The 14,423-nt window shown below is 33.9% G+C and carries 10 protein-coding genes; 4 read left to right on the top strand and 6 right to left on the bottom strand.

Annotated features, from left to right (window positions below; translation table 11 throughout):
- Positions 1–61 precede the first annotated feature (61 nt).
- Positions 62–1,294, bottom strand: coding sequence for an aminopeptidase (locus FS935_RS07080; RefSeq protein ID WP_146946937.1), 1,233 nt, complete (start codon positions 1,292–1,294; stop codon positions 62–64).
- Positions 1,295–1,471: 177 nt separating this feature from the next.
- Here FS935_RS07080 and FS935_RS07075 point away from each other — a divergent pair, with 177 nt between their 5' ends.
- Positions 1,472–2,635 carry an acyl-CoA dehydrogenase family protein gene (locus FS935_RS07075; protein ID WP_240050837.1) on the top strand — a complete coding sequence of 388 codons (1,164 nt, stop codon included), beginning with the start codon at positions 1,472–1,474 and terminating at the stop codon, positions 2,633–2,635.
- A 222-nt stretch (positions 2,636–2,857) separates the two neighbouring features.
- On the opposite strand, the gene FS935_RS07070 is transcribed toward FS935_RS07075, so the two are convergent.
- The 3 genes from FS935_RS07070 to mreBH all read right to left on the bottom strand — a co-directional run bounded on the left by FS935_RS07070 (position 2,858) and on the right by mreBH (position 4,780).
- Positions 2,858–3,124 (bottom strand): hypothetical protein, encoded by a 267-nt coding sequence (locus FS935_RS07070; protein WP_146946935.1) that lies wholly within the window; start codon positions 3,122–3,124, stop codon positions 2,858–2,860.
- 28 nt (positions 3,125–3,152) lie between these two features.
- Positions 3,153–3,290 (bottom strand): protein YkpC, encoded by a 138-nt coding sequence (locus FS935_RS23605; protein WP_168714469.1) that lies wholly within the window; start codon positions 3,288–3,290, stop codon positions 3,153–3,155.
- Positions 3,291–3,772: 482 nt separating this feature from the next.
- Positions 3,773–4,780: a rod-share determining protein MreBH gene (gene mreBH / locus FS935_RS07065; RefSeq protein ID WP_146946933.1), complete on the bottom strand. Its 1,008-nt coding sequence runs from the start codon at positions 4,778–4,780 to the stop codon at positions 3,773–3,775.
- A 649-nt stretch (positions 4,781–5,429) separates the two neighbouring features.
- Between mreBH and FS935_RS07060 the strand changes: the two genes are divergently transcribed.
- Positions 5,430–7,772 carry an immune inhibitor A domain-containing protein gene (locus FS935_RS07060; RefSeq protein WP_500684364.1) on the top strand — a complete coding sequence of 781 codons (2,343 nt, stop codon included), beginning with the start codon at positions 5,430–5,432 and terminating at the stop codon, positions 7,770–7,772.
- Between the two features lie 264 nt (positions 7,773–8,036).
- Entirely contained in the window at positions 8,037–10,181 is a 2,145-nt protein-coding gene (gene recQ, locus FS935_RS07055) for a DNA helicase RecQ (RefSeq protein WP_146946931.1), read from the top strand.
- A gap of 282 nt (positions 10,182–10,463) precedes the next feature.
- Here recQ and FS935_RS07050 read toward each other — a convergent pair whose 3' ends face one another.
- Entirely contained in the window at positions 10,464–11,528 is a 1,065-nt protein-coding gene (locus FS935_RS07050; protein WP_146946929.1) for an AbrB family transcriptional regulator, read from the bottom strand.
- Between the two features lie 454 nt (positions 11,529–11,982).
- Between FS935_RS07050 and FS935_RS07045 the strand changes: the two genes are divergently transcribed.
- A complete protein-coding gene (locus FS935_RS07045; protein WP_146946927.1) occupies positions 11,983–12,645 on the top strand; it encodes a potassium channel family protein in 663 nt (220 codons plus the stop codon).
- Positions 12,646–12,750: 105 nt separating this feature from the next.
- Here the strand turns inward: FS935_RS07045 and rnjA are convergent, their stop codons facing one another.
- A complete protein-coding gene (gene rnjA, locus FS935_RS07040) occupies positions 12,751–14,418 on the bottom strand; it encodes a ribonuclease J1 (protein ID WP_146946925.1) in 1,668 nt (555 codons plus the stop codon).
- Between the last annotated feature and the right edge of the window lie 5 nt (positions 14,419–14,423).

Here is a 14,423-nt window from a genome sequence, read left to right as displayed (position 1 = left end):
TGCCTACTTTTTGAATATCTACCTAGCAGAAAGTGATTACCTCAGTATTTGAGCTAACAGCTTAAAAAGCCCATGTACCGTTTTTGAAAATTGCTTCTGAAGAACCATCTTCAGAAATACCATCAATATTCATATCAGCAGAACCAATCATAAAATCTACATGTGTAATACTAGAGTTCACTCCTACCTTTTCTAGTTCTTCTCGAGACATTTTCTTTCCACCTTCAACACAGAAAGCATACCCATTTCCAATTGCTAAATGATTTGATGCGTTTTCATCAAATAGCGTATTATAAAATAGAATACCTGATTGTGAGATCGGTGAATCGTGAGCAACTAAAGCAATTTCGCCTAAGTAATGTGATCCTTCATCTGTTTCAACAAGCTGTTTTAGCACTTCTTCACCTTTTTCAGCTGTCACAGATACAATTCGACCATTTTCAAACTTTAAACTAAAGTTATCAATTAAGTTCCCGCTATAGCTAAGCGGCTTTGTACTTTGAACAACACCATTTACACCATTACGAAGCGGTACTGTAAAAACTTCTTCTGTAGGCATATTTGCCATAAAGAAATTCCCTTTTTCATTTTCACTACCAGCGCCAACCCATGTATGTGTATGATGAAGTTCGATCGTTAAATCTGTACCAGTTGATTTATAATGTAGTTTTTTATATCTTTTGTTATTAAGATATTTAACTTTTTCGTGCAGGTTATCATTATGTTTTTGCCATGCTTCAACAGGATCTTCTTGGTCAATACGAGTTGTTTTAAAGATAGCTTCCCATAGTTTTTCAACTTGTTTGTCTGCTGTTTCATCTGGAAAAACTTTTGCAGCCCATTCTTTTGAAGCTGCAGCAATAACTGTCCAACTTGCTTTATCTGCTTGTAAGTAGTTTCGATATTTTGTTAGTGCAACTCCAGCAGCTTTTGTTGTAAGTGCAATACGTTTAGGATCTATTCCACTTAGAAGGTCTGGATCAGAAGAAATGATTGACATAAATGCCCCATCGTTTTCTGCAAGTGTTTCTAATCCTTTTGCTTTCCATTCTGGATAATCACTTAGTGCATCACTTGAAGCTAATTCAAATCTTGTTCTTGTAATAACATCATCATGCCACTCAACATAAACATTCCTTGCTCCTGCTTCATAAGCCTTTTTTACAACAAGTCGAACAAAGTCTACTGCTTCTGTTGATGCATTTATAGTTAAGTTTTGATTTTGTTGGATATTCACACCAACACGTACTGCTAATTCAGCATATTTTTCTAAATTCTCTTTAAAGTTAGACAAATATAACCCTCCTAATTGAGTGCATTATGTATTATGTATTTTTGTGAAAGTTTTCTCAACCTTTCAATTCATTTTATCAAAACATTTATAAGAAAGAAAAGAGATAGCCTATTTAGAGTCAAAATACTTTGAGTTGATAAGGAAAGTATATAAAATAAGAGAAGATGAGGTGATTAAGTGAAATATTTAGATGATCAATTTATTAAAAACGAAATTCAAATGAAATTACTGAAGAAAACAGATGAATTATCCAAGGAGTTCGCACTATTTGCTGATAAACATGATAAAGAAGGTAGTTTTCCTTTTGGAAATTTTGAGCGTTTAAAGAAGGAAGGATATCTAAAGCTTACAATACCAACGGAGTTTGGTGGGGATGGTGCATCTCTTTATGATTTTTTATTAGTGCAAGAAAAAATCGCTCAGGGTGATGCTCCTACTTCCTTATCACTGGGATGGCACTTGGGTTTAATCATGCATCTCAGAGAAACAAAAAAATGGAAAATGACTACCTTTAAGTATGTATGTGAAGAAATTATAAAAGAAAATAAACTAATAAACAGTGCAGCCACTGAACCGAACTCTGGGAGTCCGGCAAGGGGAGGAAAACCCGAAACAATCGCTTCAAAAGTAGATGGAAAGTGGATGATTAATGGCAAGAAGATTTTCACATCATTAGCACCAGCACTTGATTATTTTATTGTTCCGGCAACAATTGAAGAAACAGGTGAAATTGGTGACTTTCTAATCCCAAGGTCTGCAAACGGTTTATCAATTGAAGAAACGTGGGATACACTTGGTATGCGTGGAACAAGAAGTGACGATTTGCTATTACACTCAGTTGAGCTACCAGAGGAAGCATTAGTTGAAAGAAAACAAAAAAAAGAAAGACCTTCTGCACAAGGGTGGCTTCTACATATACCAGCTTGTTATATCGGTATTGCTATTGCTGCTAGAAATGAAGCTGTACAGTTTGCCAAAACATATCAGCCTACAAGCCTCACCTATCCAATTAAAGAGGTACCAGAGGTAAGAAGAAAAATAGCTGAGATGGATATAAAGCTTACTACAGCTAGAACCCTAATGTATTCAACTGCTGAAAAGTGGGATAAAGTACCAGATGACCGTGATAAATTGGCCTATGACTTGGCAGTAACAAAAACAATTGTAACAAATGCTGCTGTTGAAGTAGTTGATTTGGCAATGAGGGTAGTAGGTGGACAAAGTTTATTTAACACTAATCCACTTCAAAGATATTACCGTGATGTAAGAGCCGGACTGCATAATCCTCCATCAGATGATATAACGTATAAAATCTTAGGGGATCGAGCGTTTAGAGATTAAAATAATATTAAACAACTGATCACTACCTGAATAAACCAGAACTAATTTTCTAGGTGATTTTCAATTTCATTTTCACATATAATAGATTTAGTTTGACAGATTTTCTAGAAAGAGCTGATAAAAAGCTCACATAATTAACATCAAAGCAAAATAAAAGAGCATTCTAGAGTGAATAAATCATTCGAGAATGCTTTGTTTACTATAAGTCATTTAAGTTAAACTTTATACTCGGCTAGCTATAGTCATGATATACATAACACCACTTCCAAATATTAAGATACCTATAACATACATGTTGATTATTGCGCTAATTAAGCCTCTTCTAGAAATCATGGCAATAAAAGAATAGGTAAAACCAATCAATAATATCCCTACAGCAACGGAAATTGAATATGTACCTATCAAGTTACTCGTAAGTATAAGTAAAGATAAAATTGGAAAACAAAACGGAATGAATTGATAGAAAGTAGAGTTTTTCCCCTTGTTCAATGAAAATGCTCCTCCTTACTTCGTAAACTTATTTCCCTTGAACTTGAACAACTTCATTATTAGAAGTTGGACTAGTTGGCATATTTGCTAATGAAACACTCATGCCCCCCATAATAACCACTGCTAAAGTTAAGCTGATAATAATTCTTCTACTAAGATCTCTCACGAATGAACCTCCTATTAAACTCAAATATTAGACGTTGTGACATGTAAGAAAGTTTCACAACTTTTGACAAACACTAACCTTACGTTTATTAGTAAGTTGAAACAAGCTGTATAATTAAAATTAAAGATGCCTAGATTGTATAATCACGAAGTAAAACATTAAGTGTGTCTTATTTCATTACTATATGAGCCAGATATAATTTATTCGGAAATAACAGAATTGATGCTAAAAAAATTATGAAGTTTTTGTAAATTTAATGAGTGCTTCTCTAATATAGGCTCTTTTTTGGAATGTAGGTTGTAATTCCCCTAATTTTAGGGATAAAGTAGCATTAAACTAACTGATATGATCTTGGATAGTACGGACAATCCGTTATGAAGGTTAATCCTCAATATAGCTCAGCAACGTAAATGGTAAAAATGCAAAAAAACTTAAAGCTCTGAATGGAGAACTTTAAGTTTGAGGCAGAAAACAATTATTTATTATTTTGCAGCTTTTAGTAATTTATTAATAACCGTAAGTGATCTTCCAGTACCAATTGCAACAGACTCTAAAGGATTGGGAGCAATATGAACGGGAACATCCATTTCTTCACTGACCCATTCTTGAAGTCCCTTCAATAAAGCACCACCACCAGTAAGAATCACACCTCGATCGACAATATCTCCGCTTAGCTCTGGTGGACAATCCTCTAAAGTGGCTCTAATAGCCTCTAAAATATGTAATAGAGACTCTTTCATTGCATCCTGCATTTCTAAAGAAGATACCGAGATTGTTTTTGGTAATCCTGTAACTAAATCTCTTCCACGTATTTCTTTTTCAATACTTTCATGATGAATAAGAGCATAACCAATTTCTGTTTTCAATTGTTCAGCTGTTCGTTCACCTATAAGAAGGTTATAATTTTTTCGGACGTATTGAACTATATCTTCATCTAACTGATCTCCTGCAATTCTAATAGAATGACAAGTAACAACTCCACCGTAAGAGATGATTGCAACTTCAGTTGTACCTCCACCTATATCTACAATAACATTAGCAATTGGTTCTTCAACAGGTAAATCAGCTCCAATTGCTGCAGCTACAGGTTCCTCTATTAAATGTACTTGTTTAGCGCCAGAGCTTCTTATTGCGTCTTGTATCGCTCTTCTCTCCACAGAAGTGGCACCAGAGGGAGTACATACAACGACTGTAGGTTTTCTAATGGACATTCCAAGCTTTCTAGAAGCAATTTTCATAATATGTCGTAGCATATCTGTAGTCACATCATAATCTGCAATAACTCCATCTTTTAAAGGTCTTATTGCTACAATTTTCCCCGGCGTTTTTCCGATCATATTCTTAGCATCAGTTCCTACTGCAAGCACTTTATTTGTTGTTGTATCGATCGCTACAACCGAAGGCTCATTAAGAATAATTCCTTTATTTTTTGTATATACAAGTATATTTGCTGTACCTAAATCAATACCAATCTCAGTAGTAGTTAACATGTAAATAAACCTCATTTCTTACTTTTTTAAAATGGTGAAAATTAATATCAAGTTTTACAATGCCCATGAAGAAAAGATGCCAATGGACTTTTAAAAGTGAATTTTTTAGTTAATCAGTCTTTTTATATTATTTGTTATATGATGTAGTTTTTTGTAGGTTGACATCATATTGTAATACAACTGTCATCAATTTAATGGTTTAAGATTTTACTGAAATAACATTCTTTACTGATTAAAAGCTTTAAAGTAAAAGTATATTAAAGTAGTGTCGTTTATAGAAAATTGTTCAAAGAAAAGCGAATAACAATGTGAATTTTCAATTAATATGGTAGAAAAGGTGACGAAGTAATTGATATATATGGTTTTATTGATAGAGAGTTAAATAAGTGTAAAGACACTAGCTAAATAAATAAACTAGGCACAAAGACTAGTTAGAATTTTTAGAAAATAGAATTTTCGTACTATTTATTATATTTAAATAAGATTCTATAATAGTTTCATAGAGTAAATAGTTCTTTTAAAAGTATTTTAAAAGATAACAATCTACTATATAAAAATTGAAGGGGGAAAAGATGTGAGAAAATTGAAAAGAGCAAGAGAAAGAAAAAAGAAAAGCTTATACCGATTAACTAAAGTGTCAACAACTACTATTTTAGTAGGGGGCTTGCTGTTTGGTACATACTTACCATTTACTCAATCCGCACAAGCAGCTTCTGCTCCATTAGAATCTGCACCTATTGATTTAAATATCATTCCAGAGGACCGATTAGCGGATGCACTTAAAGAGCAGGGAGTCATTTCAAAAAATGCTTCTGCTGCACAAGTGAAAAAAGCAGTAAAGGAATATATTAATAATAAGCAAGGCACCAAGCCTGCTATTGAAGATCATTCAGAACATCATCATTCAGAAGAACAGAAGGAAAAGCTAGATAAAAAAGCTAAAGATTTCTTAACGAAACAAAAGGACAAGCTAGCTAAGCAGTTAAACAAGGGACATGAAAATTACAAAAAAGGCAAGCCGAATGGAGCAGTGAAAGTAAATGCTGCACAGCAAGCTCCATACAAAGGTGATGTTCGTACAGATAAAGTGCTAGTGCTTTTAACTGAATTTGCTGATTTTAAACATAATAATGTTGTACAAGAAGAAGGGTATATGTACTCAGATGATTTCAATAAAGAACATTATGAAAATCTAATGTTTGGTGATGAAGAATTCACGCTATTTAATGGGGAGAAAGTGAAAACGTTTAAGCAGTTTTATGAAGAGCAATCTGGTGGAAGCTACACTGTTGATGGAACTGTATCTGAATGGTTAACTGTTCCTGGAAATGCAAAAGAATATGGAGATGACAACCCTGCAGGTGGTCATGATAACTTAGCTCCAAAAGGTCCAAGAGATCTTGTGAAAGATGCGCTAAACGCGGCTGCTGCATCAGGAATGGATTTAGCTGAATATGATCAATTTGATTTGTATGATTTAGATGGAGATGGTAATCAAAATGAACCAGATGGGTTAGTTGATCATTTAATGATTATCCATGCTGGTACAGGTCAGGAAGCTGGTGGCGGTTCTTTAGGAGATGATGCGGTATGGTCACACCGATGGACATTAGATGGTGTTTATCCTGTTGCTGGTACAGATGCAGCAGTTGATTATTGGGGAGGAAATGTAGCAGCATTTGATTACACGATCCAGCCTGAAGATGGAGCTGTTGGAGTATTTGCACATGAATTTGGACATGATTTAGGGTTGCCTGATGAATATGACACTCAATACACAGGTCAAGGTGAGCCTGTTGCTTCATGGTCTATAATGAGTGGTGGAAGTTGGAATGGCAATATTGCAGGAACAGCTCCGACAAGTTTCTCACCGCAGAACAAAGAGTTTTTCCAGAAACTAATGGGTGGAAATTGGGCGAACATTCTTGAAGTTAACTATGAGGATATTGATAAAAAAGGTATGGCTTCAGTGATTGATCAAAGTGTTACAAAATCCAAAAACCCGGGAATTATTAAAGTAAACTTACCAAAAAAGAATGTTGAAGGAATACTACCAGCTTACGGTGAAAAGTACTATTACAGTACGAAGGGTGATAATCTTCATACAACATTAGAAACGCCACAGTTTGATTTAACAGGAGCAACAAATGCTACATTTAACGCTAAAGCATATTACGAAGTAGAATTTGATTATGATTATGTATACGTAAATGCAGTTGTTGAAGATGGAGAGCCTGTAGAATTAGATGTTATTGGTGATGAAAATACACAAGGTGGCTATGAATCTACTTTAGGAAACTGGAATGATTTATCCTATGATTTAAGCCAATTTGCTGGAAAGAAAGTAAAGCTGATGTTTGAATATGTAACAGATGGTGGATTAGCACCAGAAGGATTTGCGATTGATAATTTAAGTGTAACAGCTGATAACAAAGTGATTTTCTCTGATGATGCTGAAGGTAATTCGGCTGTAACGCTCGATGGGTTTATTGTATCTAATGGTTACTCACAAGCTAATAATCACTACTACTTAGAGTGGAGAAATTATGCTGGTTCAGATAAGGCACTTGCCTATTCACGTGGAGCAGTTTATAACACAGGATTAGTAGTTTGGTATGCTGATGATAGCTATACAGATAACTGGGTTGGAGTTCATCCAGGAGAAGGTTTCTTAGGTGTTGTTGATTCACATCCTGAAGCAGTATTTGGAACATTGAATGGTCAAAAGACAGTTACTCAAAGTACTCGCTATCAAATAGCTGATGCTGCATTTTCATTGGACAAAACACCAGGTTTCTATGTTGATTCACCATCTCGTGGGGCATATGATTTCTTAAGTTATAAAGGATCAACGAAGTTTGATGACTCTAAAACTTATATTAATAGTGCCATTCCAGATGCTGGGCGAATTGTTCCAACACATGGTTTGAAGTTTGAAGTAATTGGTGAGGCAAAAGACAATTCTGCAGGAGCAGTTTGGATTCATAAGTGATTTTTAAGAGCAAACACAAGGTAGGGTGATCCTATTTTGTGTTTGTTTTTTAGTTATAAGAAATGGCAAAAACAATCTTTTTTAAAAGCTCAAACATATGTTGTGGTTAATAGCTGCAGCAACCTTCAATAAAAGCCTCTCAGAAGCTTCATCCCTCAAAATGGTAAAATATCCTGTTAAAATCTAATTTCGATAAATAGTTAATAGATTTATACATGTTATACTACTAAATAGATATTAATCAAGGAATTTAGGTGATGGAAATTGTTAAAGCAAGCAGAAAATCAATTACAACAATATTTCGGTTATACTTCTTTTCGTAAAGGGCAGGAAGAAATTATCGACAGTATTCTAACTGGAAATGACACACTGGCAATAATGCCAACCGGTGGTGGGAAATCTATATGCTATCAAATTCCTGCACTTTTATTTGAGGGTGTCACAATCGTTATTTCTCCTTTAATTTCACTTATGAAAGACCAGGTTGACGCGCTATCAAGTGTGGGTATATCTTCAACATATATAAATAGTAGTTTAACAAATAATGAAGTAAGGGAACGAATGAAAAATGTAGAAGATGGAATATTTAAAATTCTTTATATAGCACCAGAGCGGTTAGAAACACCGTCTTTTCGTTCTTTACTTTTCTCACTACCAATATCTATGATTGCCGTAGATGAAGCACATTGTATTTCTCAATGGGGGCATGATTTTCGTCCGAGTTATCGATCTATTAAAAAGATGATTGATGATTTACCAGTTAGACCAAAGGTTATAGCACTAACAGCAACAGCTACAAAAGAAGTGACAAATGATATTCGTATGCTACTAGACATACAAGAAGATCATACATTTGTAACTGGATTTGCACGAAATAATTTAACTTTTAATGTTGTAAAAGGTGAAAATAAGCGAGATTTTATTAAAAGATACATCAAAATGAACAAAGATCAAGCTGGAATCATATATGCTGCAACAAGAAGAGAAGTTGATGAACTTTACCAGTTTTTAAATAAAAGTGGTTTTCGAACAGGAAAATATCATGCGGGCTTAAATGAAGAAGAAAGAGGAGCTCAACAGGAAAAGTTTTTATTTGACGAATTAGATATTATGGTTGCTACAAATGCATTTGGTATGGGGATAAATAAATCTAATATAAGATATGTTATTCACCATAATCTACCAAAAAATATTGAGGCATTTTACCAAGAAGCTGGAAGAGCTGGAAGAGACGGGGAACCAAGTGACTGTACAATCCTTTTTGCTGGACAGGATATTCAGCTACAAAAGTTTTTAATTGAACAATCAACACTAAATGATGATAAAAAAATTCATGAATACCAAAAACTCCAGCTAATGGTTGATCTTTGTCATACTGAGAAATGTATTCAAACCTATATCGTTGAATATTTTGGTGAAGAAGAGCCTGTAACTGCTTGTGGAAAATGTATAAATTGTCGTGATACACGTTCAAAAATAGATGTAACAAATGAAGCACTGATGGTTTTATCTTGTGTAAAACGAATGAACGAAAAATTCGGGAAAACACTCGTAGCCCAAGTTTTAAAAGGATCTAATAATAAGCGAATATCTCAGTTCAATTTTAAAAGCCTCTCAACATATGGACTAATGAAAAATAAAACAGAAAAGCAAATTATCGAATTTATTGATTTTCTTGTTGCAGAGGGCTACCTTTCTTTAACAAATTCTCAATATCCAGTGCTAGAGCTTACTAAGAAGGCATTACATGTGTTAGTTGAGAAAAAGCAAGTGTTTAAAAAAGAACAAATTATTATCAATGCTATTGAAGAGAATGATGAATTATTTGAAAAATTAAAGACAATACGTAGAGAATTAGCAGGAGAGCTTAAAATTCCACCTTATATTATTTTCTCAGATAGCAGTTTAAAGGACATGAGTAGTAAATGCCCAACAAATGATCATGAGTTTTTAGCGGTAAAAGGTGTAGCTCAAACAAAATTGGAGCGTTATGGCGATCAGTTTATTGCAGCAATATGTGAATTCTTGAATCTAGAAAGAGATACAACAAAGCAACTACAGCAAAACAGTGTTAAGACAGAGAGGGTTGCTGATAATGGTAAAACTCCGAGTCATGTTATTACATTTGAATTATATAATGCAGGTCAATCAATTAAAGATATTAGCAAAAATAGAGATTTATCAGAAATAACTGTTCAAAATCACATTATTCGCTGTGTAGAGGAAGGACATTCAATAGATTGGTTGAAAATTTTTACGCCAGAACAAGAAATACTGATTTTGGAGATGGTAAAGCAATTAGATACTGAGCTTTTAAAACCATTAAAAGAAGCTTTGCCAAAAGACATAGAATATTTTCAGATAAAAGCTGTAATTTGTAAAATGAAGCAAGAACTAGTTCAACATTGAAAAATTTCTTGATATAGGCATACCTAAATAATAGGCCCTTTAAAATTTGTTGTTGATTTCTGTTACAGGCAGGCATTTGCTTTCCAGGAAAAAATAATGAAAGATCCCAACTATCGGCTTTTTCAAAAGGCAATTCTTCCTAGGTCAGGGAGCCTTGTAAGCTGTGCGCCTGTGGGGTTTCCCTTTGAGACATCCTTCTCCAACAGTAGTCTCATTTCATAGTCATTTACTAAATAACCTCTATACTTATCTACCATTTTCGAGATAGATAAGTATAGAGGTTTAACTTTGTGAAATATCATTCGTAGTTTTATTTCGAAATACAAATTTTAAAACTGACGGAACAATACCTATTATAAATAATAAACGTATGAATTGTAACGAACTTACGACTGCTGAATCAGCACCAATTGTAGATGCTGTTAAAACCATTTCCACAAGACCTCCTGGTGCAAATGATAACATAGCTGTTGCCAGTTCGAGATTTGTAAACGTTGAAAAAAGGAAACCTGCCCCAAAACTGGCTCCTATTAAGATCATTGTTGTTATAAAATAAAGTCCACAATATTTTCCACCTTTTTTTAAATCATTTAATGAGATCATCAATCCAAAACTTACTCCAATTGAAAGCTGTGCAAAAATGAAAAAAAACTCATGAAAGCTTGGTAAAGATATTCCTAGTACATTTAATAATGCAATTGTTAGGAGGGGGCCTATAACATACGCTGCAGGCAATTTTAATCTTGATAACCAGCCAACAATACCAGCTAAAATAAACCATATAAAAGAAAGTGGATTAGTGTTATGTTCAGTTATTTTTACTAGTTCAGAAAAATTACTTGGTTCAAATAAATGAAGAATTGTAAAGGGCACTAAGAATACAACAGCTAATAATCTTACAGTTTGAAAGATGGTAACGAGAGCAGAATTTGCATCTAATGATTCACTCGCGGCAACCATTTCCGTTAAACCTCCAGGTATTGATGCTAGTATACTTGTATTTCTATCGATGTTAACAAATTTACTAATGAAAATGCCATTAATAATACTAATCAATATTAAGAAAATCGTAATTAATAAAAATGGCAGAGCATAAGGACCAACTGTTACAAAAGTTTCTTTTGTAAATGATAGTCCAAAAGAAATACCTAGAATAATAAAAGAGCCATTCTTTAAAAAGGAAGGTTGATAAAATGAATCTTTGTGTTTGGAGAAAGCTTTAAATACAATTAAACTGCACATTGGTCCGAGTATCCACGGAAGTGGAGCCTGACAAATGTGAAGCAATAAACCGCCTACAACACCTATTATGTATGGTGATACAATATTAACAATATTATTTTTCATAAATAAATCCTCCACTGAATCTATTATGATATTTTATCATAAATAATAATAATATAATCTAGTTACTAATCTTATGAAGAATTATGAAAGTTTTGAGTGCTGTTTTTTCGTTCATTTTTACTTGTTATAAAGTTTTAAAGTAATGTTTCCGTTAAGTAATAGTATTAATTTGCAAAAGAAGTAACCTATAAAAGTAATATATTGACGTGAATTTTAAGATTTCGGTGAAATTTACTTTTCATATCGATTACGCAGTATGTATTATGGTATTTTAGTTGGTTGTCTGTTTTATTTACATTTCTTAAAGGAAAGATAATTTGTTGTAATACTGTAAAATTTCTATTGTATGTGGTAGGATTTTTATATTAACAATAAAAATTACTCGATTTTCATTTAACTATGATTAGAGGGTATCAAATTAGATAATAGTGAAACAGTTAGCGGAGGAATAGATATGAAAAAAGAATATGCAGTAATTGGGCTCGGTCGATTTGGCGGAAGTATATGTAGAGCTTTAAGTGAAGAAGGCATGGAAGTAATGGCAATTGATACAGATGAAGATAAAGTGAATGAATTTGCTAATGTAGCATCACATGCTGTTGTTGGTGACACAACTGATGAAACTGTGTTAAAGAGTTTAGGAATCCGGAATTTTGACCATGTAATTGTTGCTATTGGTGATAATATTCAAGCGAGTATTTTAACTACTTTAATGCTTAAGGAATTAGGAGTTAAGCATATTACCGTTAAAGCTCAAAATGATTACCACGAGAAAGTACTTTCAAAAATTGGTGCAGACCGAATCGTTCATCCGGAAAGGGATATGGGAAAAAGAATTGCTCATAATATTATTTCAAATAATGTTCTAGATTATTTGGAGTTGTCAGATGAACATAGTATTGTAGAGATCGTCGCAAATGAACGCCTTGATGGAAATTCCATTATTGATTTAGATATCCGCGCTCAATACGGTATTAATATTGTAGCGATGAAACGAGATAAAGACATAATTGTTTCTCCACAAGCAAATGAAATGATAAGAAAAAATGACATCTTAATTGTTATTGGTGCTGATACTGATATTAATAGGTTTGAGAAGAGATTATTAGGTGATTAAGACGTTAATATAGACTCGTTTTTCTAATTTGATATTGAACAGCTTCATTGTTTATATAAGTAAAAAATAGGCCCACCGATTAGATTCGGTGGGCCTATTGCTGTTTTAAACCTCCATTATGATTGGTAAAATCATTGGACGGCGTTTTGTTTTTTCATATAAGAAAGGTGCAAGTGTGTCAGTGATCTCGTTTTTAATCTCGGACCATTGACTTGTTCTACGCTCCATAATCTTATTCAAATGCTTCGATATAAGAGCTTGAGCATCATTTATGAGATCTCCAGATTCTCTCATGTAGACAAATCCTCTAGAAATGATGTCAGGACCTGCAGATATTTTAAAATCTTTCATATTAATACTTACAACAACAATAACCAAGCCTTCTTCAGATAAAATACGACGATCGCGTAAAACGATGTTACCGATATCGCCAATTCCGCTACCATCAATGTATACAGAGCCTGAAGGGATTTTCCCTGCTACTCCGACTTCTTTATCACCGATTGCTAATACTTCTCCATTGTCCATTATAAAGCAATTCTCTTCCTCAACTCCACAATCAACAGCATGTCTTGCATGCATTTTTTGCATACGATATTCACCATGAATTGGCATAAAGTATTTAGGCTTCATTAAACGGAGCATAAGTTTTTGTTCTTCTTGTCCACCATGACCAGAAGTGTGAATATCACTTAGAGATCCATGTATTACCTCAGCGCCAGCCCTGAAAAGCTGATTGATTGTTTTGCTAACACTTAATGTGTTCCCTGGAATCGGTGAAGAAGAAAATACTACATTATCACCAGGAATAATTTGAATTTGTCTGTGAGTACCATTTGCAATACGAGATAATGCTGCCATAGGTTCACCTTGACTTCCAGTACATAAGATCGTTACTTTATGTGCAGGCATACGATTAATCTCATGAGCATCTACAAAAGTATCTTTAGGGCAACTAATATATCCTAATTCTTGTCCAATATTGATTGCTGCTTCCATACTTCTTCCAAATACAGCAACTTTACGACCGTATGTAACAGCGGCTTCAACAACCTGCTGTAGACGATGAATATTAGATGCAAAAGTTGCAAATATAATACGTCCATCAACTTTACGGAAGATTTCATGGATGCTGTCACCAACACGTCTTTCAGACATAGTGAAGTTCGGTATTTCACTATTTGTACTGTCAGAGAGTAAACAAAGTACACCATCACGACCAATTTCAGCCATTTTTGTTAAGTTAGCAGGTTCACCAACGGGTGTGAAATCGAATTTGAAGTCTCCAGTATGTACAATATTTCCTGGAGGTGTTTTCACAACAATACCATATGAATCAGGGATACTATGAGTTGTTCTAAAGAAAGTGACAGAAGTTTTTCTGAATTTAATAATGTCTTCTTCTTGAATTTCAATTAATTTTGTTTGTCGTAAAAGACCATGCTCTTCTAGCTTGTTTCTTAATAAACCTAATGCAAGTTTACCACCATAAACAGGTATGTTTATTTGGCGAAGTAAATATGGAATTCCACCAATGTGATCTTCGTGTCCGTGCGTAATAAATAAACCTTTAATTTTGTCTTCATTTTTTACTAAATAAGAGTAATCTGGAATAACATAATCAATACCGAGCAACTCATCTTCAGGAAATTTGATCCCTGCATCAATTAGGATGATTTCATCCTGGAACTGTACACCGTACGTGTTTTTACCAATTTCACCGAGTCCACCTAAGGCGAAGACAGCAACTTGGTCATTTTTAACAAATTTCATACCCA

Origin of the sequence: Metabacillus litoralis (assembly GCF_007994985.1) — a bacterium.
Lineage (GTDB): Bacteria > Bacillota > Bacilli > Bacillales > Bacillaceae > Metabacillus > Metabacillus litoralis.
The sequence above is the reverse complement of the archived record's forward strand: the minus strand, read 5'-3'. Positions and strand labels throughout refer to the sequence as shown.